Raw genomic sequence first — 23836 nt, forward strand, 5'->3', positions numbered from 1 at the left:
GTCCGCACCATTTCAAATGCTTCTTTCACGGCTGACCGGTTTCCCTCATGGCCACGCTCTCTGATTCCTCTGGCGCTTCCCGTATGCGAGCACCCAGCCGCCTCGGCGACCTGGTGTTCGGCGGTCTGACCCGCCTTGCCGCAATCGTTACGCTGTTACTGCTGGGCGGCATCATCATCTCGCTCATCATCAGCTCCTGGCCCACGATTCAGAAGTTCGGCTTGTCGTTCCTATGGAATTCGGAATGGGATCCGCCCTCTGACATCTATGGCGCGCTGGTGCCCGTCTACGGCACCCTGGTCACCTCGCTGATCGCGCTCATCATTGCCGTGCCTGTCAGCTTCGGCATTGCCCTGTTCTTGACCGAGCTGTCGCCAGCCTGGCTGCGCCGACCGCTGGGTACCGCCATCGAGCTGCTTGCTGCAGTGCCGTCCATCGTGTACGGCATGTGGGGCCTGCTCGTGTTTGCGCCGATCTTCGGCGAATATTTTCAAAAACCGCTGGCAGCGACCGTCGGCAAGATTCCGGTCATCGGCGCGCTGTTCCAGGGTGCGCCGATTGGCATCGGCCTGCTGTGCGCTGGGGTGATCCTGGCGATCATGATCATCCCGTACATCTCGGCGGTGATGCGCGATGTGTTCGAGATCACGCCGACGCTGCTTAAGGAATCCGCCTACGGCGTCGGGTGCACGACGTGGGAAGTCATGTGGAACGTGGTGCTGCCTTACACCAAGGCGGGTGTGATCGGCGGTGTGATGCTTGGCCTGGGGCGCGCCCTGGGCGAGACCATGGCCGTGACGTTCGTGATCGGCAACACCAACCTGCTGTCCGATCCGTCGTTGTTCTCGCCGGGTAACAGCATCACGTCGGCGCTGGCCAATGAATTTGCGGAAGCAGGCCAGGGTCTGCACACCGCGGCGCTCATGGAGCTTGGCTTGATCCTGTTCGTCATCACGTTCATCGTGCTGGCGGCGTCCAAGTTGCTGCTTCTGCGCTTACAGAAGAGCGAGGGTCAAAAGTGAACCAACGCGATCTGCCTGACGCTATGAGACCCAACACCATGCGTACGTCTTCCATTCCTGCCGTCCGCGCCGACTCTGAAAAGATCAAGGCACGCCTGCAGGCCCGCCGCCGCAACGTCAACGGGATTGCGCTGGCGCTGTCGCTGGCTGCCATGGCCTTCGGCTTGGTGTGGCTGGCATGGATTCTGTGGACCACGCTCTCGCTGGGTGTGGGCGGCTTGTCGATGTCGCTCTTCACGGAGATGACACCGGCGCCCAATACGCCGGGAGGCGGCCTCGCCAACGCCATCGCAGGGTCGCTCCTGCTGGTGGGCATGGCTACGCTGGTCGGCACACCCCTGGGCATCATGGCCGGCATCTATCTGGCCGAGTACGGCAAGACTTCGCCGCTGGCGAGCGCCACGCGCTTTATCAATGACATCCTGCTGTCGGCACCGTCCATCGTGATCGGCCTGTTCGTGTATGCCGTCGTGGTGGCCCGCGTGCAGCACTTCTCGGGGATTGCCGGCGTGCTTGCGCTGGCGCTGCTGCAGATTCCGATCGTGGTGCGCACCACCGAGAACATGCTGAACCTGGTGCCCAACGCGATGCGTGAAGCTGCGATGGCGCTTGGCACGCCCAAGTGGAAGATGATCCTGTCGATTACGTTGAAGGCGTCGTATGCCGGCGTGATTACCGGTGTGCTGCTGGCCGTGGCCCGCATTGCCGGCGAAACCGCACCGCTGCTCTTCACCGCGCTGAACAACCAGTTCTGGAGTCTGGATCTGAATCAGCCGGTGGCCACGCTGCCGACCGTGATCTTCAAGTTTGCGATGAGCCCGTTCCCCGAGTGGCAGCAATTGGCCTGGGCCGGGGTATTCCTGATTACGTTGGGTGTGCTGGGGCTGAATGTCCTCGCGCGTGCCTTGTTCACCAAGAAATGACCATGACTGCTACGTCCCTCGAAGTGCGCACGCAAAGCCCGAAGATCGATGTTCGCGACCTGAACTTCTATTACGGCAAGTTCCACGCGCTGAAGAACATCTCCCTGCAGATTCCGGAAAAGCAGGTGACTGCGTTCATCGGCCCGTCGGGCTGCGGCAAGTCGACGCTGCTGCGTACGTTCAACAAGATGTATGCGCTGTATCCGGAGCAGCGAGCCGAGGGCCAGATCAACATGGACGGCGAGAACCTGCTGACCTCGCGCATGGACATCGCCCTGCTGCGCGCCAAGGTCGGCATGGTGTTTCAGAAGCCGACGCCGTTCCCGATGTCGATCTACGACAACATCGCTTTCGGTGTGAAGTTGTTCGAGCGTCTATCGCGCTCTGAGATGGACGATCGCGTGGAATGGGCGCTGACCAAGGCCGCGCTGTGGAACGAAGTGAAGGACAAGCTCAACCAGTCGGGTTACGGCCTGTCGGGCGGTCAGCAGCAGCGTCTGTGTATCGCGCGCGGCATTGCCATCCGCCCCGAAGTGCTACTGCTGGATGAGCCGTGCTCGGCGCTCGACCCGATTTCCACGGGCAAGATCGAAGAGCTGATCGCTGAACTGAAGGACGACTACACGGTCGTCATCGTCACGCATAACATGCAGCAGGCAGCGCGTTGCTCTGACTACACGGCGTACATGTATCTGGGCGAGTTGATCGAATTCGGCGATACCGAAAAGATCTTCATCAAGCCGCAGCGCAAAGAAACCGAAGACTACATTACCGGCCGCTTCGGCTGACCTGCAACAACGCTGAAGCTGAAGCGACAAGGAGAAACCGATGTCTGAGAAGCATCTGTCATCGCAGTTTGATACCGACCTGACCTCGATCAGCACCAAGGTGCTGCAGATGGGCGGGCTGGTGGAAGCGCAAATTGCACGCGCCATGCGCGCACTGGCCAACTTCGACACCGCCATGTGCGATCAAGTCATGGCGGTGGAGCTGGAAATCAATGCGCTCGAGATCGAGATCGACAGCGATTGCAACAACATCATCGCGCGCCGCCAGCCGACCGCACGTGACCTGCGTTTGGTGATGGCCATCTCGAAGACCATCACGAACCTTGAGCGTGCCGGCGACGAAGCCGAGAAGATCGCCAAGCGCACCAAGCGCATCATGCAGGACCCGTCGGCACATGCGTTGAACTACGCTGGTGTGGAGCGCTCGGGCGAGATGGCCGCGACCATTCTGCGTCACGCGCTGGACGCCTTCGCGCGTCTGGATACCGCTGCCGCCGTGTCGATCCTGCAGGAAGACAAGGCCATTGATGAGGAATTCCGCGGCTTCATGCGCGAACTCATCACGTACATGATGGAGAACCCGCGCACGATTTCGGTGGCGCTGGATCTGCTGTTCATTGCCAAGGCTATTGAGCGTATTGGCGATCACGCCAAGAACATCGCCGAGTTTATTATCTACATCGTCAAGGGCACCGACGTCCGGCACGCTTCACGCGAAACGCTGGAACGCGAGATCCTTGGCGAAGGCGAATAAAAGGCAGGACTGGAGACGTGAGCATGCCGAGCAGTATTCTCGTCGTAGAAGACGAACCGGCGATCGCTGAACTGATCGCCGTCAACCTGCAGCACGCAGGGCATTACCCGATCCGCGCGTACAACGCCGAGCAGGCGTTGTCGTTGATGAGCGATGTGTTGCCCGACCTCGTTCTGCTCGATTGGATGCTGCCGGGCAAGTCGGGCGTGATGTTCGCCAAGGAGCTGCGCGCCAACGAGCGCACGCGCCAGATCCCGATCATCATGCTGACGGCCCGCAGCGAAGAGCAGGACAAGATCATGGGCTTGGACAGCGGCGCGGACGATTACGTCACGAAGCCGTTCTCGCCCAAGGAATTGCTGGCCCGCATCAAGGCCGTGCTGCGCCGCCGCGCGCCGCAGCTGACCGATGACGTGGTGGCAATCAACGGCCTGAAGCTGGACCCGGCCACGCACCGTGTAACGGCTACGAACCTCGAGGCAGAAAACCCGATCAAGCTGGACCTCGGTCCGACGGAGTTCCGACTGCTGCATTTCCTGATGACGCATCCGGAGCGCGTGCACAGCCGCTCGCAGCTGCTTGATCAGGTGTGGGGCGACCATGTGTTCGTGGAAGAGCGCACGGTGGATGTGCACATCAAGCGTCTGCGTGCAGCGCTCGCGCCGGGTGGCTACAGCAACATGATCGAAACCGTGCGCGGCAGCGGCTATCGCCTGGCGCGCAATCCGGGGCAATAACGCAGCAGTCAGACAAACGCGCGAGGCGGGGTTTCCGATCGCGCGTTCACACGCCCGTCGCGGTCCAGCGCTTAGAATGCCTTCATGAACGTCTTCTGGACCCGCTTTGCCGTCTTTGCCGCCCTCATGGGCATCGTCGCGGCATGCCTGTATCTCTTCGTCGACCATGTCGTTGCACTGGCCGTTCTCAGTGCAATGTTGTTGGCGATGCTCCTGTATTACGTCTATCAGATCCAACGCCTGTGGCGCGTGCTGGACTCGCCGGCCTATGGCGAGATCCCCAGCGCGTTGGGCCTGTGGGGCGAGGTCTACTACCGCCTGCACCGGTTGATGAAGGGCTGGCGCACGCAGGTGCTGCAGGTTGAACAACAGCACAGCCGCTTCATTCAGGCTATTCAGGCCTCGCCCAACGGCGTGCTCATGCTTGACGGCGAAGACCAGATCGAATGGTGCAACGCGGTGGCTGAAGAGCACTTTGGCCTCTCTGCCAGGCGTGATCTGCGCCAACGTATTACCCACCTGATCCGCCGACCGGAGTTCGTGCGCTACCTTGCGCGCGGCGAGTTCGAGGAGCCGCTCACCATGCATGACGTGGGCCCGCACAAGCAAAGCATCATCTCCGCCCAGATCTTGCCGTATGGCGAAGACCGCAAGCTGCTGGTGTCGCAGGACATCACCAAGCTGGAGAACACCGAAGCGATGCGCCGCGATTTCGTGGCCAACGTCTCGCACGAGCTGAAGACGCCGCTGACCGTGCTCTCGGGTTTTCTGGAGACGGTGCGCGACCTTCCCCTGCCGGAAGAAGACAAGAAGCGCTATCTGGACATGATGCATACGCAAGCCATGCGCATGCAGCACCTGGTGGAAGACTTGTTGGCGCTCGCCACGCTGGAGGGGAATTCCGAGCCGCCGTCATTGGCGCCGGTGCCGATGCAGCGCATGATGCTGCAGCTTCAGCACGATATCGAAGCGCTCTCTGCGGGCCGCCACACTGTCAGCATGACGTGCGACTCGGCCGTGAGCGTGTGTGGCGCCGAGCTTGAATTGCTTTCCGCGTTCAGCAACCTGGCGTCCAACGCAGTGCGCTATACGCCCGATGGCGGCACGATCCGCCTCGATTGGGGCGTGCGGGACGGCCACGCGGTGTACTCCGTCACTGACACGGGGATCGGCATCGCGCCCGAGCATATTCCGCGCCTGACCGAGCGCTTCTATCGGGTGGACCGCAGCCGTTCACGCGACACCGGTGGTACCGGGCTGGGCTTGGCTATTGTGAAGCACGTGCTATCGCGCCACGGTGGAGAACTGCAGGTGACCAGCGAGCACGGCAAGGGCAGCACCTTCCGCGCTGTGTTCCCGCCGGAGCGCACGGTGGTGCGCAGCGCCAGCGTTACCGATGAGCGTGTCGCCTGATCAGGTTTTCTCCATCCCTTGATCCAATGAAAAACGCACGCTGTTGAGCGTGCGTTTTCGTTTGCCGGCAGGCGGCCGGATCAGCCTGCGGAGATCTCCACCGGAGCGCGCACCGTCGGTTCCGCAGCCGTTGCCGCCGCCACTGCGGCAGCCGTCTCCGCCGCTGCAGCGGCCTGCGGCGAGAAGTGGTTCAGCAGTTCCAATTGGCTGACGCGCACGTGCTTGCCACGCGTCTGACGCTGCACGTAGCGGCCATCCTGCTGCATGACCCACGCCGACGCGTTATCGCGCAGATGCACCTGCAGACTTTCCCTGATGACGCGCGCCTTGAGCTTGCGGTCGAGCACGGGGAAGGCCACTTCGACACGGCGGAACAGGTTGCGGTCCATCCAGTCGGCGCTGGAAAGATAGACGACTTCCTCGCCGCCAGAATGGAAGTAATAGACGCGGTGGTGCTCCAGGAAGCGCCCGACGACGGAGCGCACGCTGATGTTTTCCGACAGCCCAGGCACGCCCGGCTTGAGGGCACACACTCCACGCACGATCAGGTCGACCTTCACGCCCGCGCGCGATGCCTTGTACAGCTCGTCGATGATGGCCGGTTCCAGCAGCGCATTCATTTTGCCGATGATGCGCGCACGTTTGCCTGCACGAGCGGCACGTGCTTCGGCCCGGATGTGCTCGATCAGGTTGTCGTGCATTGTGAACGGCGAGTGCCATAAATGATGCAGCTTGACCTGCGCGCCCGTGCCTGTCAGCAACTGGAACACGTGATGCACGTCTTCGCAGATCTGCTCGTTGGCGGTCATGAGGCCGAAGTCGGTGTAGAGGCGGGCGGTCTTGGGATGGTAGTTGCCCGTGCCGAGGTGCGCATAGCGGCGCAGCTTGACGGTCTTGCTCTTGCCGGACACCTCGCGGCGCACCACCAGCAGCATCTTTGCGTGACACTTGTGGCCCACCACGCCATACACGACATGGGCGCCGGCCGATTCAAGCTGGTCCGCCCAGTTGATGTTCGTCTCTTCGTCAAAGCGCGCGAGCAGTTCGACGACGACAGTCACTTCCTTGCCGTTGTGCGCCGCTTTGATGAGCGCTTCCATTACCGTGGATTCGTTACCGGTGCGGTAGACAGTCTGCTTGATGGCGACCACGTCGGGGTCGCGCGCAGCTTGCTGCAGCAGTTCGAGCACGGGGGTGAAGCTCTCGTACGGATGGTGCAGCAGGATGTCGCCCTGACGGATGGCGTCGAACACGTTCGAACTGTTAGCCACCTGCCTGACCGTTGCTGGCACATGCGGCGGGTACTTCAGCACCGGCTTGTCGACCATGTCCGGCACCTGCAGCAGGCGCACGAGGTTCACCGGGCCCTTGACGCGGTAGCAGTCCGTTTCGGCTAGACCGAACTCCTGCAGCAGGCGTAGTGCCAATGCCGGCGATGTGTCATGAGCGATTTCAAGGCGTACCGCGTCGCCAAAGTGACGGGTTGAAAGTTCGCCCTGCAGCGCTTCGCGCAAGTCCGTGATTTCATCTTCCGACACGAACAGGTCGGAGTTGCGTGTTACGCGGAATTGGTAACAGCCGTGTACGTCGATCTGCGGAAACAGTTCGTGCACAAAGCCTTGCATGAACGACGAGAGCAGCACGAACCCATACTGATAGCCCGACAGCTCCGGCGGCATCTGCACAAGCCGGGGCAGGGCGCGCGGCGCCTGCACGATCGCCAGTTCAGCCTCGCGGCCGAAGGCATCCTTGCCCGACAGCTCGATGATGAAGTTCAGGCTCTTGTTGAGCACGCGCGGGAAGGGGTGCGCCGGGTCCAGCGCCATCGGTGTCAGGATGGGCACCAGTTCGCGCTGGAAGAAGCTGCGGCACCAGGCGCGCTGGACTTCATTCCAGTTGGTAGTCATGTGGAAGAAGACGCCTTCCTTCTCCAGCAGGGGCAGGATCTCATCCTGCAACATGGCATACTGTTGCGAGACCAGCTGCCGCACCCGCTCCGAAACCACGCCAAACGCCTGCTGCACCGACAGCCCGTCGGGCGTGACCGACGAAGGGTTGTCGCGCATCTGCTCCTTCAATCCGGCAATGCGGATTTCAAAGAACTCATCGAGATTGCTCGACACGATGCAGATGAATTTCAGCCGCTCCATCAGCGGCACACCCGGGTCAGCGGCCTGGGCGAGCACACGGGCGTTGAATTCCAGGATGCCCAGTTCGCGATTGAGCAGATCGCCCGCGGGCAATGTCGACATGTTGTGTTCAGACGGATGACGATCCGGCCACTTTTTCATAGTTCGGTGTCAAATTTGTGACACATTGGATTTGTCACGTTCGGGACACAATAAAGACATATTTTGTTGCGCATTGTTTCGAACGACAATACTTCGCGCCCCTGATTCTGCTCCTCAACCGTTTTCATTCATGAGTCCCACCCCCCGTCTGCTGGCTGCTGTCGACATGGGCTCCAACAGCTTTCGGCTGATGATCGGCCGCGTCGACGAAACCCCTGGTGGCACCCAGATATTCCAGGTTGATGCGCTGCGCGAACCGGTCCGTTTGGCCGCCGGGCTTACGCAAGATAAATACCTGGATCAGCCTGCGCGTCGGCGCGGCGTCGATGCCTTGCGCCGCTTTGGCGATCGCTTGCGCGATTTTGCCCCCGAGCATGTGCGCGCCGTGGCCACCAACACTTTGCGTGTGGCCAAGAACGCGCAGGAATTCTTGATCGAGGCGGAAGCCGCTCTGGGGTTCCCGATCGAGGTGATTGCGGGCCGCGAAGAGGCACGGCTGATCTATCTCGGTGCATCGCATGACGCACCGGCGTGCCAGGGCAACCGGCTCGTCGTCGATATCGGCGGTGGTTCCACGGAGTTCATCATCGGCAACGGCTACAAGCCCAAGCTGATGGAGTCGCTGTATATCGGTTGCGTTTCGCATAGCCGGCATTTCTTCCCGAACGGCAACGTAGACGAATATGCGATGAAGCAGGCCGAGTTGGCCGCACGTCGCGAAATCCAGGTGCTCGTGCAGCAGTACCGCACGGCTGGCTGGAACCAGGCCGTCGGGTCTTCGGGCACGGCACGTGCGCTGGCTGAGCTGATCGAGCTGAACGGCTTCAATGACAAGAGCAACGAGCACGGCATCACGCGCGAAGGGCTCGAGCGTCTGAAACGCGCGCTCGTCAAGTCGGAGAACACCAATCGTCTGAAGCTCAACGGCCTGAAGTCAGATCGGATTCCGGTGCTGCCGGGCGGCCTGTCGATCATGCTCGGCGTGTTTGCCGAACTCGATGTGGATCGTATGGATGTGACCGATGGCGCTTTGCGCCTGGGCGTGCTGTATGACCTGCTCGGCCGTACCCATCACGAAGACATGCGCACGGTGACGATTGAACAGTTCATGCGCCGCTACAGCGTCGACCGCGCGCAGGCGAGCCGCGTTCGCGATGCGGCGACGGCGCTTTTGTCGCAGTTTCCCGATCCGCCCGATGAGCGCCGCGAAGACAATCTCGCGCTGCTGGGTTGGGCGGCAAACCTGCACGAGATCGGCATGAGCATCTCGCACAGCGGGTACCACAAGCACTCGGCGTACATCGCCAGCCATGCCGATATGCCGGGCTTCTCCAAGACCGATCAGGCGCGCCTCGCGACGCTGCTGCTGGGCCATGCCGGCAAGCTTGGCAAACTCTCGGGCGGCGGCAAGTTCCTCGATTGGCGGATGCTGTTCAGCCTGCGTCTGGCGTTTGTGCTGTGCCGTCGTCGGGGAGCGATCCAACTGCCCGGCCTGCGCGTGCGCCACAGCGAAGGCGAACTGAATGAAGGTGGTTTCGAGGTCGAGCTGCCCAAGAGCTGGATCGAGCAGAATCCGCTGGTGGAATACAGCCTGGCGAAAGAAGCCGATGAGTGGCAGCGCATCGGTCGCCGCTACAAGGTGGTGTACGTGTAAGGCGTCTCGCTGCATCCCAAGCAAAACGGCCCGGAGTGACCCGGGCCGTTTTGTTTTGCGTGGTGCCGTTCGGAGCGATCTCAGCCGCGCAGGAAGTGGCGTGCGTAGCGCGGGTTGATGTCCGACAGACGCAGCAGCGTGAGGAAATCGGCGACGTTGAAGTCAGGGTCCCACGCCGGTGCGCCGCAGATGCGTGCGCCCAGGCGCAGATAGCCCTTCACGAGCGCAGGCGGCTCGACTTCGAGATCCTGGTTCAGTTCGTCCACCGGCAGGGCCACGCGCGGGAAGGCGTGGTACTCGATCGGTGCGAGCGAGCCATCGTCGACGAAGCTGCGATACAGGCTTGCAGCAAAGTGACCGCCATCGCCCATCGACACGCTTGCGCAGCCCAACATCGATTCGAAGCCGTAGCGCTGCATGTATTCGCCCAGACCGGCCCACAGCGCCATGATGACGCTGCCCGAGCGGTAGTCGCGGTGCACGCACGAGCGGCCAAGCTCCACCATCTTCGGGCGCAGGTGCGTCAGGCGCACGAGGTCGAATTCGGATTCGGAATACAGGCAACCGATCTGCTTGGCGGCGTCAGGGCGCAGCACGCGATAGGTGCCCACCACGCGCAGCGTCTTCTGGTCGCGCACGATCAGGTGGTCGCACACGGCGTCGAACATGTCGACGTCCAGTTCGGTGTGGGCCGAGGGCAGGCGGGCGCCCATTTCTTCGGCAAATACCTTGTAGCGCAGGCGCTGTGCTTCCGTTACTTCATCCTGATGGCGCGCCCACGAAACGGCCAGAACAGGTTTGTCACGCGCCGGAACAGCGTCGGGTGAGCGAGGAAGGCCCCTCCGTGCGTTGCCCAGGTTCAGGCTCGGCAGTGCGTCAATCAATGGCTGGGTCGGCGTCGGCAGGTCTCGCATTCGTGGATCCCCAAGGGTGGATTTCGAGGCGATTCTAGAGACGCTGCGTGACAGATCCGCGACAAAAGCGTGTCAATCGTGACCGTTGCGTGAATTTTGCGTGGCGATGCTGTGACGAGGGCGATGTGTCACACCAGATCGGGATTGACCACCGCACGCAGCACGGTCTGCGCTTCGTCTTCGCGGATGCGGCGGCAGAGCCACCACACGCCGGCTTTCTTCACGCTCCAGTCCATTTCCACGCCGGCGATGAGCAAGCTGGCAAGGCGGCCCAGCCACGGCTGATGGCCGACCAGCAGCAGATTCTTATTGGACGGCCAGTCCAATGCATCGAGGATCGCGCTGACATCGGCTCCGGGCGCCAGCGCGGTGAGCGTGTGGAAATGTTCGGTGAGGGCGCGCGCAGTCTGCTGCGTACGTACAGCGGGGCTGGCGAGTATGAGCGTGTCTTCCGGCAGGCGAGGGCGCAACCAATGGGCCATCTTCTCGGCCTGCTTGTGACCGCGCTTGGTGAGTTCCCGCTGGAGATCGGTGTTGCGCTGGATGCGCAAGGATGCGGCCACGTCTTCGGCTTCAGCGTGGCGCCACAGGATGAGGTTCATGGGGAAAGTCGGTGGCATTGCGTGATGCGGACGCTGTCTTTATAGCATCGTCAAATGACACCACGAGCCGTTCTGTCCGCCGCTTCATTCGGATCGAGGCGGCAGGATTTGAACTCGGACGCCATGCGCGGGCACGTTGTTATTGAAACGCTCCGGAGTGGCGCGGGCGTTCCATTCATTTCAAGGACTTGAGGTTGCCATTGCCGTTGTCTATGTTCATTGACGGGGCAACATTGACGGGTGAAATGATGCTGGCAACCTTCCTAAATCGCATTCCGACGTGGGCCTTGATAGCAGGGCTGCTGGCCCTGTTCGGCTATGGCTACGTAAGCGACCAGTTGGCAAATGAGCCCAACTGTAGGGCCTATATGAAGGCCTATGGCTTGAAGGGAGACTGCGAGAACGCCGTTTTCAGATGGTTCAAGTCATAGGCATAGGCGGCGAGGACCTTCATGGGATGCGCACGTAGAGCCGCATCCGCATAGGCACCAAACAAAAACGGCTTACGTAGTGAACGTAAGCCGTTTTGTTTGCTGCTCAATTCTGGTCGGGGCGGCAGGATTTGAACCCGCGGTCTTCCGGTCCCAAACCGGACGCGTTACCAGACTACGCTACGCCCCGAAGACCGCGATTGTACCGCTTCCGCAACACGCTGGTCAAATTAGTGTTCGAACGATCATGCCCAACGCCACGACGCCCGCAAAAGCAGCAAATCCTTGCTGCAGCGCCGGCCCTGCCAAATGCCGCGCAAAGCGCCGGCCCGCCAGCATGCCGGTCAAGGCGCCGGCGGCAAACGGCAGCGCGATATGCCAATCGACATGCCCGCCAATGGCCGAGGCGACCACACCCCCCATGGACACCAGCGCAATCACTGCTAACGAGGTGGCGACGATGGTTTGCATCGGCAGATCGGTCGCGCGGCGCAATGCGGGCACGATGACAAAGCCGCCGCCCACGCCGAGCAATCCGGACAGGAAGCCCGCGCCCACGCCCGACGCGGCCAATGCGCGTGCGCATGGCAGCGTCCAGACCAGCTTGGCCGTGGTGGTGTCGAGGTGGCAGGGCGGGGCGGTTCGCCTCGGCTGGACCTCGGTTGACGGTGCCGCGCGCGCTTGCCGGAACATGCGTAGCGCCACATAGGCGAGCACCACTGCAAACAGCAGCGTGAGCGGCGTGTTCGGCACGCGGTGCGCAGCCCAGATGCCGAACGGCGAGATCACCACGCCGCACAGCGCCATCAGCCCAGCGGCCTTGTAGCGGACCTTGCCTTCCCGCAAGCCGAGCATCGCGCCCAGTCCGGCGGACAGCCCCACCGCCAGCAGCGCAATCGGCGCAGCTTGTGGCACCGACAGATGCAATCCGAAAATCAGTAGCGGCACCGCGACGATAGCCCCACCCGCACCTGTGAGCGCCAGAATGAGCCCCACCACAGAGCCCAGCCCCGCGCTGACGATCCAACCCGCTTCGATTGGCGACATGGTCAATGTCCCGCCATCTTTTTCAAGACCTTGCCGCAGTACAGCTCGGAGAGTGTCTGCATGACCTGGATGACCTCGAAGCTGGCGAGCCGATAGTAGATGTATTTGCCCTCGCGCCGCGTGGTGACAAGGCCCTCGTCGCGCAGCACACCCAGCTGCTGCGACAGGCTGGGCTGATGTAGGCCCACCAACGCCTCGAGCTCGCTGACATTGCGCTCGCCCTGCGTAAGTTGGCAGAGCAGCAGCAGACGGTCTTCGTGGGCCATGGCCTTGAGCACGGCACACGCCTGCGACGCCGAGGCGCGCAGCATGGAAATGGCCGCCTCGGGCAGCGGCACAACGTCGGGATTGGCTGTGGAATGGCTCATGAGGCGTGGCACGGGATTCTATTCGCGCTGTTTGCACTATTGGCAGACAGAATGTCAGACGATATTCTATAAAAATATAGATTGTTCGGGAACGTCCACCATGCATGCCCAGATCGAATCCTTCTTTGACCCCGAAACCTGCACCATGACCTACGTGGTGCACGCAGGCCCCGGCACGCCTTGCGCCGTGATCGACTCGGTACTCGACTACGACCCGAAATCCGGCCGTACGACGACCCGGTCAGCCGACCGCGTTGCTGCCTTCATCGAAGCGCAGGACTTACGCATCGAATGGCTGCTGGAGACCCACGCGCATGCCGATCACTTGTCGGCCGCGCCGTATCTGCGTGGGCGTTTCGGTGGGCGCATCGCTATCGGCGAGCGTATTCGCGTCGTGCAGGGCGTGTTCAAACCGATCTTCAATCTGGAGCCCTCATTCCTGCTCGATGGTTCGCAGTTCGACCACCTGTTCGCGCCCGACGAAGTGTTCCATATCGGCAATCTGGAGGCCAAGGCGCTGGCCGTGCCGGGTCACACGCCGGCGGACATGGCATATCAGGTGGGCGATGCGGTGTTTGTGGGTGACACGCTGTTCATGCCGGACGTGGGCACTGCGCGCTGCGATTTTCCGGGCGGGAACGCGGGCACGCTGTACCAGTCGATCCGCCGCCTGCTGGATCTGCCGCCGGACACCCGGCTCTACATGTGCCACGACTATCCGCCCGCCGGCCGCGAAGCCATCTGCCACACAACAGTGGCAGAGCAGCGCCGCGCCAACATCCATGTGCGCGATGGCGTGACCGAGGCCGAGTTCGTGCAGATGCGCACGAAGCGCGACGCCACGCTCAGCATGCCCACGCTGATCCTGCCGGCTATTCAGGTGAACATTCGCGCGGGCATGTTGCCCCCAGCGGAGCCGAACGGTGTGCAGTACCTCAAGATTCCGCTGAACGCGCTGTAACAGCTAGGGCGGGAGCAGCGCGGCACGCGCGGCAGTCAGCACCTCGCGGCTGAGTTCGTCCAGCAGTGCCGATGCCGCCCGCGCGTGCTGCCAATGCAGCGGCACGTCCAACGACGTGTCAGGCACCAGCTCGACCAGCGAACCGTCTTCAAGATGCTGCGCAATCAGCGCATGCGGATGCAGCCCCCAGCCCATGCCGGCCACGGCCGCAGTCACAAACGCCTGTGACGAAGGCAGCAGATGGCGCGGCAGTTCCACATGGCGATGGCACAGGCGCCTTGCCCAGGTGGTCTGCAACGCATCCTTGGTGTTGAACACGAGGCAGGGCGCTTTCGACAGTTCACCTGCGCCGACCCCGTCTGCGAAATATTCCTGCACGAATGCCGGGCAGGCCGCAGCCAGATAACGCATGGCACCGAGTGGGCGGCTGTTGCAGCCCGTGGCCGGCCGCGCGGTGGCGGTAACGGCAGCCAGCACGGCGCCGCTGCGCAGCCATTCACTGGTGTGATCCTGGTCATCCACAGCCACCTCCATCAACACCGGATGCGCCGCTGCGAATGTGGCGATTGCCGGTGCGAGCCACGTCGCCAGGCTGTCGGCATTCACGGCAATGGGCAGCGCAACGCGCGCAACGCCCTCCTGCGCCAGCGTTGGCAGCGCACCTTGCAGTTCCTGTTCGAGCAGGCGAACGCGGTCTACGTGCTGGCAAAGCCGTCGGCCGGTTTCAGTCGGGCGGCACGGCTGATCACGCACCACCAGCGCGCAGCCAACGCGTTCTTCCAGCAACCGGATCCGCTGCGAAATGGCCGACGGCGTGACATTGAGTGCGCGGGCTGCCCGATCGAAGCTGCCTTCTCGGATGACAGCAGCCAAAGCGGCCAAGGCGGAATAGTCGAGCACGATAGTTAGTAAAACTGAATTAGGTGAAGAAAAGATAGTTTGTCTTCATCGCATCGGCCCGGCAAGCTGCGCGCATGACAACATCGATTGCGACTTCCTCTTCCGTCTTCCTGCAGGGCTTGGCCCTGAGCCTGGGGCTGATCGTGGCCATTGGCGCGCAGAACGCTTTCGTGCTGCGTCAGGGTCTGCGCCGTGAGCACGTGGGGAGTGTCGTGCTGTTCTGTGCGATGGCAGATGCGCTGCTGGTCTTGGCGGGCGTGCTTGGCATGGCGCAGGCGTTGGGTGAGCGACCCAGCCTGGCGCGTTTTCTTGCGTTGGCGGGCGCCGCGTTCCTGTTGCTGTATGGCGTGCAGGCGCTGTGGCGGGCGCGGCATTCCAGCCAGTTACGGGCCGCCGCAGGTGGCGATGGCCTCAGCCGGGGCGCGGCGCTGGCGCAGGCGGCGGCCTTTACGCTGCTCAATCCCCACGTCTATCTGGATACGGTGCTGCTCGTGGGCAGCATTGGCGCGCAGCAAGCCTCGGCATTGCGCGGCTGGTTTGTAGCGGGGGCAGGATCGGCGAGCCTGTTGTGGTTTGTGTCGCTCGGGTTTGGCGCGCGCTGGCTCGCACCATGGTTTGCCCGGCCGAAGGCGTGGCAGGTGCTGGACGGCTTGATTGGCGTGACGATGCTGGTGCTGTCTGCGGTGCTGCTGCGTCACGCGCTGGGCGGGCTTTGATTCGATTGCGTCTACCGTAAAGCCGCCGCTGTCTGCATGCCCTTGCGCACGCGGAGTACGCCCAGCGATTTCAATAACGCATGCCCCTGCAGCGTCACGCGCGGTTCGCTCACGCCAGGGCTTGGACGATCCAGTGTTAGGAGTTGCAGCGCCAGCAGCGTTTCAACATCCACCGTGTCCAGATCGCGCGGTTGCGAGTTGCCGCATAGCAAAACCAGCGTCGCAATTTCATGGGGACTCAGCATCGTTGTCTCCAGCTTGATTTTGTAAGGGGGAGGGCCCTTCTGTCGCGCAGATGGCCTTTGTACAAAACCGTGCGTAAGCGTTACCACATAGCCTGCGTCGGAAGTGCCAACAGCCGCTCCGCGATGTGCTGTCAGGCGATCTGAAGTGCGTTTCCTTTGGCCCTGACGCGGGCGTTTGCGGCATCGGGCGCGGGGGGAGGGCGCAATTGCCATTCCCGAGTCAGCGCTGCGGTGCTGGCGGAGAGGTATGTGTCCTGCTGAGCGACATGCGTTCAGCACGAGAAGGATGCGAGGAGGCGAAATGGCAACCTGGACGGGCAGTTGGCGGAACCAATACGGCTCCGTTGTGACATTGGAGGAAGACGGCGAGCGGCTGTCGGGCACATTCCGCACGGCGCTGGATGACAGCGGCTTCTTCGGCCGGGACTACGACGTGGTCGGAACCTGCCACGGCGATTGCATCGCATTCGCCTTTGCCGGTGGGACGCCCAAGGGCGACATGGTGTGTGCGTTCACCGGTGTGCTGCGCGCGGGCAGGTTGGAGACCGTTTGGCACGTGGTGTCGGACCGGGCCACAGAGGGCGACGGCAAGCGGGTCTGGCCGCATGCGGTCATGACCAACGCCGACACGTTCGAGCGTGTCTCGGAATAGCCGCGCGCCTCAGCCGCGCTTTCTCGCCGGGCGCGCCGGAGGTTCTGCAGCGGGCTGCTTGAGCGGTCGCAGGTTCATCTTGTCGAAGACGCGGCGGGCGCGTTCGGCGCAGTCTTCACCGTCGGCCTCGTGGTCGACTTCGCGAATGAGCGCCAGCAAGTCGCGCTTGTTTTGCGCCAGGTGCTGCTCCAGCACATCGATTTCCGCGACTTTGCGGCGCAGCGCCTGCAGCAGTTCTTCGCGTGACCACGCGCCTTGGTGTCCGGGCAAAAAGGCGCGAATCTCTTCCAGCGAGAACCCCGCACTTTGCGCGCGCAAGATGATCTGCAGCCGCGTCACCGATTCCGGCGCGTACTCCCGATACCCATTGGATTGCCGCTCAGCGGGCTGCAACAGGCCGCTGGCTTCATAGAACCGAATGCGGGAGGCGGCCACGCCGCTCAGGCGGGCCAGTTCACCAATCTTCATGTGCGTGCTCCGCAGACTTGACATTCAAGTTGACTTTAAGCTTAGGGTTCAGGTGTCGTCAAATGTCAAATCCCCCGCGGATGCCACCATGAAACTCTTCACGCCCCTCGTCCTGCCCAATGGCGCGGTGATCCCGAATCGCCTGGCCAAAGCCGCCATGGAAGAAAACATGGCCGATGCCGATCACGCGCCTTCCGACGCGTTGCTGCGTCTGTATGAGGCCTGGGCCGCAGGCGGCGCCGGCCTGATCCTGACCGGCAACGTGATGGTCGACCACCGCGCCATGACGGGCCCGAACGGCGTCGTGCTGGAAGACGGCGCGCATCTCGAACGCTTTCGCCGCTGGGCCCAGGCGGCGCGCGCGCATGGTGCGCATGCGTGGGTGCAGATCAACCATCCGGGGCGCCAGATGCCGGCATCGCTCGGGCAGCCGACGGTGGCGCCTTCGGCAGTTCCGCTGGCGCTGGGCGCGCTGTCCAAGCAGTTTCCGGTGCCGCGCGAGATGACCGAGGCGGATATCCGCGAGGTCCAGCAGCGCTTCACGCGTAGCGCGCAACTGGCCGAGCAGAGCGGCTTTACCGGCGTGCAGATCCACGCCGCGCATGGCTATCTGCTGAGCCAGTTTCTGTCGCCCATTTCCAACCGTCGGCAGGACCCGTGGGGCGGCCCGATCGAGAATCGCGCGCGCCTGCTGCTCGATATCGTGCGCAGCGTGCGCGCCGCCGTGTCGCCGCAGTTCGTCGTGGCGGTCAAGCTGAACTCCGCCGATTTCCAGCGCGGCGGCTTCAGTCCGGACGATGCGAAGCAGGTGGTCGAGCTGCTCAACCCGCTGGGCGTCGACCTCGTTGAATTGTCCGGCGGCAGCTACGAAGTGCCGGCCATGCAAGGGCAGGCGCGCGATGGCCGCACACTCGCCCGCGAAGCGTATTTCCTGGAATTCGCCCGCGACATTGCCGGCATTGCCCGCATGCCGCTGATGGTCACGGGCGGCATCCGGCGCCGCGCGGTGGCGGAGCAGGTGGTCGACAGCGGTGTCGATATGGTCGGCATTGCGACGGCGCTGTCCATCGATCCGAACCTGCCGCGCGACTGGGCGGGCGGCAAGAACAGCGCGCCGGTGCTGCAACCCATCACGTGGAAGAACAAGGCGCTGGGCGCACTCGCCAACATGGCTGTCGTCAAGTTTCAGCTCGGGCGGTTGAGCAAGGGGCGCACGACAGCCCCTGGCGTGTCGCCCCTGCGGGCGCTGATCGAGCAGCAATTGGCCGCGGCCTGCCAGTCGCGGCGCTATCGCCGGTGGGCGGCGCAACGTCAGGCGCGCTAGCCGTATTTTCTGACCGGACGGGCGCGAGCTTAACGGCGCGCCGCGTCTCTTGTAGATTCATGTTTTGCCTGACGATCGGAAAGCACGACATGAAACACGTCACTCTGCCCAACGGCGAACGCGTCCCTGCACTCGGCATGGGCACCTGGAACATGGGCGACGACCGCGCCACGCGCGCCGAAGAAATCGCCACGCTGCGCTTGGGCCTCGACCTGGGTTTGCGCCTGATCGACACCGCCGAGATGTACGGCGAAGGCCGCTCTGAATCGCTGATTGGCGAGGCCATTGCCGGACGGCGCGATGAGGTCTTTCTCGTCAGCAAGGTCTATCCGCACAACGCCAGCCGGCGCGGTATCGCCGCGGCGTGCGAGCGCAGCCTGCGCCGCCTCGGCACCGACCGGCTCGATCTGTACCTGCTGCACTGGCGTGGCGATGTGCCGTTCGAAGACACGTTGGAAGGCCTGCAGGCCCTGCAGCGCGAAGGCAAGATCCGCCAGTACGGCGTGAGCAATCTCGACCTGTCCGACATGGAGGAATGGTGGGACGCGCCCGGCGGCGATCAGACCGCCGTCAACCAGCTGCTCTACAACCTGAGCCGGCGCGGCATCGAGTGGGATCTGTTGCCCTGGCTGCGCGAGCGCCGCGTGCCGGTGATGGCCTATTCGCCCATCGAGCAGGCGCGGCTCGTTCGGCATCCGAAGCTGGTGCGCTTCGCCCAGGCGTGCGGCATGACGCCGGCACAGGTGGCACTCGCGTGGCTGCTGGCGAATGACGACATCATCGCGATTCCCAAGACCGGCCACCGTGACCGTTTGCGCGAGAACATCGGGGCGCTGTCGCACACGCTCACGGCTGAGCAGCTTGCGACACTGGACAGCATCTTCCCGCCGCCCAAGGGGCCGCGCGCGCTGGAGATGCTCTAAGCGCTCAGCGCGACTTCGCCAGGTAGCGCGCGTGGTCGACGTAGCCCATCAGGTAGACGCGGGCCTTCTCGCGGGTGTCTTTGGTGACGCGGTCGGCGGCCTTGCGCGCGCCGGATGAAGACATCGACGTGCTGAGGTGGTCGCGGAAACCGTCGTGCATGGTACGCAGATCGCCCTCGCAGGCATCGAGCGCGGAGGCGACCACGGCCTTCGTCTGCGTGGTGCCCGGCACGCCGCTATCGGCCTGGCGCTGGACGCACGCCATGTAGTTGGCGCGCAGCACCTGCCAGCCGTTGTCTGCGCTGGCGTCGGTGGTGGCCGCAGCGGCGGTGGTCGAATCAACGGGCTGCTGTTGCGGGTGCGATGCGCACGCACCGAGCAAGGCCAGCAGGACGAGAGACGGGCAGGTGAGGGCTTTTTTCATGGCATGGACTGTACTGCACGGTCTCGCTGCTTGCCCGACGCGAAGTCGACCGGGATGCACGCCGTAACATTTGGAAACGAAAAAGGGCGCCGACGCGACGCCCTTGGCTGAATCTGCCGCCGGAGCGATTTCAGAAGACCCCGTCCCGGCCCATTTCGCTGCGCCGATGCATCGACCACAACCAGCGCCGCGATTCAGCGCGCCACGCACCAACGGCAAAGCACGACGCGCGAGGCAAAAAACTCGGGCCGTCGAGCAAAAAGCCTCGCGGGCCGAGTTCTGAGCCTCAACCGCCGAGCAAAAAGCTCGACACGCGGAGCAAAAAGCTCGACACGTGGAGCAAAAAGCTCGGCACGTGGAGCAAAAAGCTCGGCACGTCGAGCAATTAGCGCCACACGCCGAGCAAAAAGCCTCAAACGTCGAGCTTCGATCTCCGCGAGCCGAGCTGAATGTCTCGCGAGTGCAGGTTGTTCAGCGCATCCAGGGCGCGTCGGCCATGGTCGCGTGTTTGCCGTAGCGTGCGGCCGCCTCACGCACCACGGCGTGATCCAGTTCGCCGTCGTCGGCGAGCGCCTTCAGTGCGGCGATGACGATGGACGCGCGGTCAACCTCGAAGAATTCGCGCAGCGCGCGGCGTGAATCGCTGCGGCCAAAGCCGTCGGTGCCGAGCGTGACGTAGCGGCGCGGTACATGCGCACGGATCAGCTCCGGCACGGCGCGCACATAGTCACTGGCCGCGACGACGGGGCCGCGCGATGCGCGCAAGACGGTTTCCACGTACGACGGCGCGGCTTCCCCACCCAGGCGGGCAACGCGTTCCGCAGCGATGGCCTCGCGGTGCAGCTCGGAAAAGCTCGTCACGCTCCAGGTGGCCGCGTCGATGTTCCAGTCTTCCTTGAGCATCTGCGCGGCGGCCATGACTTCGCCCAGAATGGCGCCGGAACCGAGCAACTGCAGGCGCGCTGTCGGCAGGCTATGCGGCGTCAGCGGATACATCCCTTTGAGAATGCCCTCGCGCAGATCACGATCCGGCATCGACGGCTGCGCGTAGTTCTCGTTCGTCACCGTGAGGTAGTAGAACGTGTCTTCCTGACGCTCTAGCATCGCGCGCATGCCTTCGTCGAGGATGATGGCCACCTCGTAGGCAAAGGCCGGATCCCACGCGCGGCAGTTCGGCACCGTGGATGCGGCAAGGTGGCTGGCGCCGTCCTGGTGCTGGAGGCCTTCACCGCCGAGCGTTGTCTTGCCCGCCGTGGCGCCGATCAGGAAGCCGCGCGCCCGCTGGTCCGCCGCCGCCCAGATCAGATCCCCAATGCGCTGGAAGCCGAACATCGAGTAGTAGATGTAGAACGGCAGCATCGGCAGATCGCACGTGCTGTAGGCGGTGGCAGCGGCAATCCATGACGAGATGGCGCCGGCCTCCGAGATGCCTTCCTCCAGGATCTGGCCGCTCGTGTCTTCGCGGTAATACAGCATCGAACCCAGATCTTCCGGTTCGTATTGCTGGCCCAGCGGCGAATAGATGCCGACCTGGCGGAACATGCTCGCCATGCCGAACGTGCGCGCCTCGTCCGCCACCACCGGCACCATGCGCGGGCCCAGCGTGTCGTCTTTCAGCAGGTTGCCGAACATCCGCACGATGGCCATCGTGGTCGACATCTCGCGGCCTTCGGCTTGCAGCGCGAATTGTCCCCAGGATGGCAACGCAGGCACGGTCAGCGCCTGTGTTGCCGCCTTCCGCCGTCTGGGCAGATAGCCTCCGAGGGCAGCCCGGCGTGCATGCAGGTATTGCATCTCCGGGCTGTTTGGCGCTGGCTTGTAGAACTTCAATTGCTCGACATCGGTGTCCGACAGCGGCAGGCGGAAGCGGTCGCGAAACGCCTTGAGCTGATCGACATCGAGCTTCTTCTGCTGGTGCGTCGTCATCCGGCCTTGCCCAACGCTGCCCATGCCGAAGCCCTTCATCGTCTTGGCGAGGATCACCGTGGGCTGGCCGGTGTGCTGCAGTGCGCGGGCGTAGGCGGCGTGGAGCTTGCGCACGTCGTGGCCGCCGCGGCGCAGGCGGTCGATGTCTTCGTTGCTGAAATGCGAGACGAGCGCGGCAAGCTCGGGGTTCTGGCCAAAGAAGCGCTCGCGGTTGTAGGCGCCGTCGTTGGCGGAGAAGGTCTGGAACTGGCCATCCACGGTCTGCGCGAATGCACGCAGCAACGCCCCCGAATGGTCACGGGCGAAGAGGGCATCCCAGTCCGAGCCCCACAGCACCTTGATGACGTTCCAGCCCGCACCGGTGAACTGCGCTTCGAGTTCGTCGACGATGCGGCCGTTGCCGCGCACGGGACCGTCGAGCCGCTGCAGGTTGCAGTTGATGACGAACACGATGTTGTCGAGCCGCTCGCGCGCCGCCAGCGAGAGGGCGCCGATCGATTCGGGCTCGTCCATTTCGCCGTCGCCAAAGAAGCCCCACACCTTGCGTTCGGTGGTTTGCAGCAGGCCGCGGTTCTGCAGGTAGCGCATGAAGCGCGCCTGGTAGATCGCGTTGATCGGCCCGATGCCCATCGACCCGGTGGGGAACTGCCAGAACTCGGGCATCAACCACGGATGCGGATAGGAGCACAGCCCGGGTCCCGTGATTTCGCGCCGATAGTGTTCGAGATGTGCCTCGTCGAGAAACCCTTCGAGATACGCCCGCGCATAGACGCCGGGCGACGCGTGCGGCTGGAAGTAGACGAGATCGCCGCCGTGCGCCGCGTTGTCTGCTCGGAAGAAATGATTGAAGCCGACTTCGAACAGATCGGCGGCCGATGCGTAGCTGGCGATGTGCCCGCCCAGCTCGCCGTAGGCCTGGTTGGCGCGCACGACCATGGCGAGCGCGTTCCAGCGCAGCGCGGCGGCCAGCCGCTCTTCGGTATCGATATCACCGGGATACGGCGGCTGCGCTTCAACGGGGATCGTGTTGGCGTAGGGCGTAACGCGGGCGAGGGCGGTGCCGACGCCCAGCGTTGCGGCGCGTTCCGCCAGGCGGTCGAACAGGAACTGCGCGCGCGCGGTGCCGGCATGCTGGACGACGGCCTCCAGCGCGTCGAGCCATTCGGCGGTTTCCCCTGGGTCGCTGTCTTCGATGCGGTGCGCGAGGGAGCGCATCGACGCGGCGCCGGTCGATAAATCCGTCATGACGGGTCCTGCCTGAAGGAAGGATGGGAAGGCGGGCCGTGATCATGCGATGCACGCCCGCGCCCGGATGCGCCGCCGCGGCGGCGCTGCATCAACCGTTGCGGAAGATGAAGCTGTATGCGTTGAGCGCCGGCACGCCGCCCAGGTGGGCGTAGAGCACGCGCGAGCCTTCAGGAAATTCACCGTTGCGCACCATGTCGATCATGCCGTGCATGGATTTCCCTTCGTACACGGGGTCGGTCAACATGGCTTCCTGGCGTGCGCACAGGCGAATGGCTTCCAGCGTGCCTTCATTGGGCAAGCCGTATTCCGGGCCGCCGTAGCGCGTGTCGAGCACCACGTCCTTCTCCGTGATGTTTCGGCCGAGGTCGACCAGTTCGGCGGTGTGCTGTGCGATGCGGAGGATCTGCGCGCGCGTCTGTTCCGGCTTGGCCGAGGCGTCGATACCGATCACCTTGTCGGCCCGGCCATCCGCCGCAAAGCCGACGACCATGCCGGCTTGCGTGCTGCCCGTGACCGAGCAGACGACGATGTAGTCGAACTTGAAGCCCAGCTGCGCTTCCTGCTGGCGCACTTCTTCGGCAAAGCCGACAAAGCCCAGGCCGCCGAGCGGGTGTTCGGAGCAGCCGGCCGGAATCGGGAACGGCTTGCCGCCGCGCTTGCGCACGTCTTCCATGGCCTGTTCCCAGCTGGGCCGGATGCCGATGTCGAAGCCTGCGGCATCGAGGCGCACGTCGGCGCCCATGATGCGCGACATCTCGATATTGCCGACGCGGTCGTACACGGCGTCGGAGTAGTTCACCCAGTTTTCCTGCACCAGCACGCACTTGAGGCCGAGGTGCGCGGCCACAGCGGCCACCTGGCGCGTCTGGTTCGACTGAATGCCGCCAATGGACACCAGCGTGTCGTACCCGCCTTCCAGCGCTTCCGGGATCAGGTATTCGAGCTTGCGCGTCTTGTTGCCGCCGAAGGCCAGGCCGCTGTTGCAATCTTCGCGCTTGGCAAACAGCTCCACCTTGCCGCCCAGGTGCGCGCTCAACCGTTTCAGCGGCTGGATGGGCGTCGGGCCGAACGTCAGGGGATAACGGGGAAATCGCTGCAGGTTCAT

23 protein-coding genes and 1 tRNA gene are annotated in these 23836 nt (G+C 63.5%); 12 read left to right on the forward strand and 12 right to left on the reverse strand.

Annotation, left to right across the window (positions count from 1 at the left end; all coding sequences use genetic code 11):
- The first annotated feature begins 47 nt into the window (after positions 1-47).
- From pstC to phoR, 6 genes are all read left to right on the forward strand, one after another.
- Positions 48-1022, forward strand: coding sequence for a phosphate ABC transporter permease PstC (pstC, locus tag BM136_RS02165; RefSeq protein ID WP_092969898.1), 975 nt, complete (start codon positions 48-50; stop codon positions 1020-1022).
- A gap of 38 nt (positions 1023-1060) precedes the next feature.
- Positions 1061-1945: a phosphate ABC transporter permease PstA gene (gene pstA / locus BM136_RS02170; protein ID WP_092969900.1), complete on the forward strand. Its 885-nt coding sequence runs from the start codon at positions 1061-1063 to the stop codon at positions 1943-1945.
- Positions 1946-1947: 2 nt separating this feature from the next.
- Complete coding sequence (gene pstB, locus BM136_RS02175) at positions 1948-2733, forward strand: phosphate ABC transporter ATP-binding protein PstB (protein ID WP_024541705.1); 786 nt, start codon at positions 1948-1950, stop codon at positions 2731-2733.
- Positions 2734-2773: 40 nt separating this feature from the next.
- Positions 2774-3487: a phosphate signaling complex protein PhoU gene (gene phoU / locus BM136_RS02180; protein ID WP_092969902.1), complete on the forward strand. Its 714-nt coding sequence runs from the start codon at positions 2774-2776 to the stop codon at positions 3485-3487.
- A gap of 23 nt (positions 3488-3510) precedes the next feature.
- Entirely contained in the window at positions 3511-4224 is a 714-nt protein-coding gene (phoB, locus tag BM136_RS02185; RefSeq protein ID WP_045203227.1) for a phosphate regulon transcriptional regulator PhoB, read from the forward strand.
- Positions 4225-4308: 84 nt separating this feature from the next.
- A complete protein-coding gene (phoR, locus tag BM136_RS02190; protein WP_092969904.1) occupies positions 4309-5637 on the forward strand; it encodes a phosphate regulon sensor histidine kinase PhoR in 1329 nt (442 codons plus the stop codon).
- Between the two features lie 80 nt (positions 5638-5717).
- Here the strand turns inward: phoR and ppk1 are convergent, their stop codons facing one another.
- A complete protein-coding gene (ppk1, locus tag BM136_RS02195; RefSeq protein WP_092969906.1) occupies positions 5718-7889 on the reverse strand; it encodes a polyphosphate kinase 1 in 2172 nt (723 codons plus the stop codon).
- Positions 7890-8058: 169 nt separating this feature from the next.
- On the opposite strand from ppk1, the gene ppx reads away from it, so the two are divergent.
- Positions 8059-9582, forward strand: a complete 1524-nt coding sequence (gene ppx, locus BM136_RS02200) for an exopolyphosphatase (protein WP_092969908.1) — start codon at positions 8059-8061, stop codon at positions 9580-9582.
- A gap of 80 nt (positions 9583-9662) precedes the next feature.
- Here ppx and BM136_RS02205 read toward each other — a convergent pair whose 3' ends face one another.
- The 5 genes from BM136_RS02205 to BM136_RS02230 form a co-directional block, all read right to left on the reverse strand.
- A complete protein-coding gene (locus BM136_RS02205; protein ID WP_092969910.1) occupies positions 9663-10496 on the reverse strand; it encodes a GNAT family N-acetyltransferase in 834 nt (277 codons plus the stop codon).
- A gap of 128 nt (positions 10497-10624) precedes the next feature.
- Complete coding sequence (sixA, locus tag BM136_RS02210; RefSeq protein WP_092969912.1) at positions 10625-11098, reverse strand: phosphohistidine phosphatase SixA; 474 nt, start codon at positions 11096-11098, stop codon at positions 10625-10627.
- Between the two features lie 544 nt (positions 11099-11642).
- A tRNA-Pro gene (locus BM136_RS02220) sits at positions 11643-11719 on the reverse strand.
- 35 nt (positions 11720-11754) lie between these two features.
- Positions 11755-12576 (reverse strand): sulfite exporter TauE/SafE family protein, encoded by an 822-nt coding sequence (locus tag BM136_RS02225; protein ID WP_092969916.1) that lies wholly within the window; start codon positions 12574-12576, stop codon positions 11755-11757.
- 2 nt (positions 12577-12578) lie between these two features.
- Entirely contained in the window at positions 12579-12944 is a 366-nt protein-coding gene (locus tag BM136_RS02230) for an ArsR/SmtB family transcription factor (RefSeq protein ID WP_092969918.1), read from the reverse strand.
- Between the two features lie 100 nt (positions 12945-13044).
- On the opposite strand from BM136_RS02230, the gene BM136_RS02235 reads away from it, so the two are divergent.
- Positions 13045-13905, forward strand: coding sequence for an MBL fold metallo-hydrolase (locus BM136_RS02235; RefSeq protein WP_092969920.1), 861 nt, complete (start codon positions 13045-13047; stop codon positions 13903-13905).
- 3 nt (positions 13906-13908) lie between these two features.
- Here the strand turns inward: BM136_RS02235 and BM136_RS02240 are convergent, their stop codons facing one another.
- Positions 13909-14805 (reverse strand): LysR family transcriptional regulator ArgP, encoded by an 897-nt coding sequence (locus BM136_RS02240; RefSeq protein ID WP_092969922.1) that lies wholly within the window; start codon positions 14803-14805, stop codon positions 13909-13911.
- 74 nt (positions 14806-14879) lie between these two features.
- Between BM136_RS02240 and BM136_RS02245 the strand changes: the two genes are divergently transcribed.
- Positions 14880-15521, forward strand: coding sequence for a LysE/ArgO family amino acid transporter (locus BM136_RS02245; RefSeq protein ID WP_092969924.1), 642 nt, complete (start codon positions 14880-14882; stop codon positions 15519-15521).
- Positions 15522-15532: 11 nt separating this feature from the next.
- Here BM136_RS02245 and BM136_RS02250 read toward each other — a convergent pair whose 3' ends face one another.
- Positions 15533-15766 (reverse strand): hypothetical protein, encoded by a 234-nt coding sequence (locus BM136_RS02250; protein WP_092969926.1) that lies wholly within the window; start codon positions 15764-15766, stop codon positions 15533-15535.
- 301 nt (positions 15767-16067) lie between these two features.
- Between BM136_RS02250 and BM136_RS02255 the strand changes: the two genes are divergently transcribed.
- The gene (locus BM136_RS02255; protein WP_092969928.1) at positions 16068-16418 is read left to right on the forward strand and encodes an avidin/streptavidin family protein; all 351 of its coding nucleotides are present in this window, start codon (positions 16068-16070) and stop codon (positions 16416-16418) included.
- 9 nt (positions 16419-16427) lie between these two features.
- Here the strand turns inward: BM136_RS02255 and BM136_RS02260 are convergent, their stop codons facing one another.
- Entirely contained in the window at positions 16428-16886 is a 459-nt protein-coding gene (locus BM136_RS02260) for a MerR family transcriptional regulator (protein WP_092969930.1), read from the reverse strand.
- Between the two features lie 88 nt (positions 16887-16974).
- On the opposite strand from BM136_RS02260, the gene BM136_RS02265 reads away from it, so the two are divergent.
- Both BM136_RS02265 and BM136_RS02270 read left to right on the forward strand, forming a co-directional pair.
- Positions 16975-18210: an NADH:flavin oxidoreductase/NADH oxidase family protein gene (locus BM136_RS02265; RefSeq protein WP_092969932.1), complete on the forward strand. Its 1236-nt coding sequence runs from the start codon at positions 16975-16977 to the stop codon at positions 18208-18210.
- An 89-nt stretch (positions 18211-18299) separates the two neighbouring features.
- Positions 18300-19133 (forward strand): aldo/keto reductase, encoded by an 834-nt coding sequence (locus tag BM136_RS02270; protein ID WP_027681182.1) that lies wholly within the window; start codon positions 18300-18302, stop codon positions 19131-19133.
- 4 nt (positions 19134-19137) lie between these two features.
- On the opposite strand, the gene BM136_RS02275 is transcribed toward BM136_RS02270, so the two are convergent.
- The 3 genes from BM136_RS02275 to BM136_RS02285 form a co-directional block, all read right to left on the reverse strand.
- Positions 19138-19557, reverse strand: a complete 420-nt coding sequence (locus BM136_RS02275) for a hypothetical protein (RefSeq protein WP_092969934.1) — start codon at positions 19555-19557, stop codon at positions 19138-19140.
- Positions 19558-20028: 471 nt separating this feature from the next.
- Positions 20029-22728: an alpha-ketoglutarate dehydrogenase gene (gene mdeB / locus BM136_RS02280; protein ID WP_092969935.1), complete on the reverse strand. Its 2700-nt coding sequence runs from the start codon at positions 22726-22728 to the stop codon at positions 20029-20031.
- 91 nt (positions 22729-22819) lie between these two features.
- Entirely contained in the window at positions 22820-23836 is a 1017-nt protein-coding gene (locus BM136_RS02285) for a 1-aminocyclopropane-1-carboxylate deaminase (RefSeq protein ID WP_027681185.1), read from the reverse strand.

This window comes from Ralstonia sp. NFACC01 (assembly GCF_900115545.1).
In the GTDB taxonomy this organism is placed as follows: domain Bacteria; phylum Pseudomonadota; class Gammaproteobacteria; order Burkholderiales; family Burkholderiaceae; genus Ralstonia; species Ralstonia mojiangensis.

Excerpts from the sequence above, each read along its gene's own strand:
- pstC (WP_092969898.1), top strand. The coding sequence starts at position 48 with ATGGCCACGCTCTCTGATTCCTCTGGCGCTTCCCGTATGCGAGCACCC.
- pstA (WP_092969900.1), top strand. The coding sequence starts at position 1,061 with ATGCGTACGTCTTCCATTCCTGCCGTCCGCGCCGACTCTGAAAAGATC.
- pstB (WP_024541705.1), top strand. The coding sequence starts at position 1,948 with ATGACTGCTACGTCCCTCGAAGTGCGCACGCAAAGCCCGAAGATCGAT.
- phoU (WP_092969902.1), top strand. The coding sequence starts at position 2,774 with ATGTCTGAGAAGCATCTGTCATCGCAGTTTGATACCGACCTGACCTCG.
- phoB (WP_045203227.1), top strand. The coding sequence starts at position 3,511 with ATGCCGAGCAGTATTCTCGTCGTAGAAGACGAACCGGCGATCGCTGAA.
- phoR (WP_092969904.1), top strand. The coding sequence starts at position 4,309 with ATGAACGTCTTCTGGACCCGCTTTGCCGTCTTTGCCGCCCTCATGGGC.
- ppk1 (WP_092969906.1), bottom strand. The coding sequence starts at position 7,889 with ATGTCGACATTGCCCGCGGGCGATCTGCTCAATCGCGAACTGGGCATC.
- ppx (WP_092969908.1), top strand. The coding sequence starts at position 8,059 with ATGAGTCCCACCCCCCGTCTGCTGGCTGCTGTCGACATGGGCTCCAAC.
- BM136_RS02205 (WP_092969910.1), bottom strand. The coding sequence starts at position 10,496 with ATGCGAGACCTGCCGACGCCGACCCAGCCATTGATTGACGCACTGCCG.
- sixA (WP_092969912.1), bottom strand. The coding sequence starts at position 11,098 with ATGAACCTCATCCTGTGGCGCCACGCTGAAGCCGAAGACGTGGCCGCA.
- BM136_RS02225 (WP_092969916.1), bottom strand. The coding sequence starts at position 12,576 with ATGTCGCCAATCGAAGCGGGTTGGATCGTCAGCGCGGGGCTGGGCTCT.
- BM136_RS02230 (WP_092969918.1), bottom strand. The coding sequence starts at position 12,944 with ATGAGCCATTCCACAGCCAATCCCGACGTTGTGCCGCTGCCCGAGGCG.
- BM136_RS02235 (WP_092969920.1), top strand. The coding sequence starts at position 13,045 with ATGCATGCCCAGATCGAATCCTTCTTTGACCCCGAAACCTGCACCATG.
- BM136_RS02245 (WP_092969924.1), top strand. The coding sequence starts at position 14,880 with ATGACAACATCGATTGCGACTTCCTCTTCCGTCTTCCTGCAGGGCTTG.
- BM136_RS02250 (WP_092969926.1), bottom strand. The coding sequence starts at position 15,766 with ATGCTGAGTCCCCATGAAATTGCGACGCTGGTTTTGCTATGCGGCAAC.
- BM136_RS02255 (WP_092969928.1), top strand. The coding sequence starts at position 16,068 with ATGGCAACCTGGACGGGCAGTTGGCGGAACCAATACGGCTCCGTTGTG.
- BM136_RS02260 (WP_092969930.1), bottom strand. The coding sequence starts at position 16,886 with ATGAAGATTGGTGAACTGGCCCGCCTGAGCGGCGTGGCCGCCTCCCGC.
- BM136_RS02265 (WP_092969932.1), top strand. The coding sequence starts at position 16,975 with ATGAAACTCTTCACGCCCCTCGTCCTGCCCAATGGCGCGGTGATCCCG.
- BM136_RS02270 (WP_027681182.1), top strand. The coding sequence starts at position 18,300 with ATGAAACACGTCACTCTGCCCAACGGCGAACGCGTCCCTGCACTCGGC.
- BM136_RS02275 (WP_092969934.1), bottom strand. The coding sequence starts at position 19,557 with ATGAAAAAAGCCCTCACCTGCCCGTCTCTCGTCCTGCTGGCCTTGCTC.
- mdeB (WP_092969935.1), bottom strand. The coding sequence starts at position 22,728 with ATGACGGATTTATCGACCGGCGCCGCGTCGATGCGCTCCCTCGCGCAC.
- BM136_RS02285 (WP_027681185.1), bottom strand. The coding sequence starts at position 23,836 with ATGAACCTGCAGCGATTTCCCCGTTATCCCCTGACGTTCGGCCCGACG.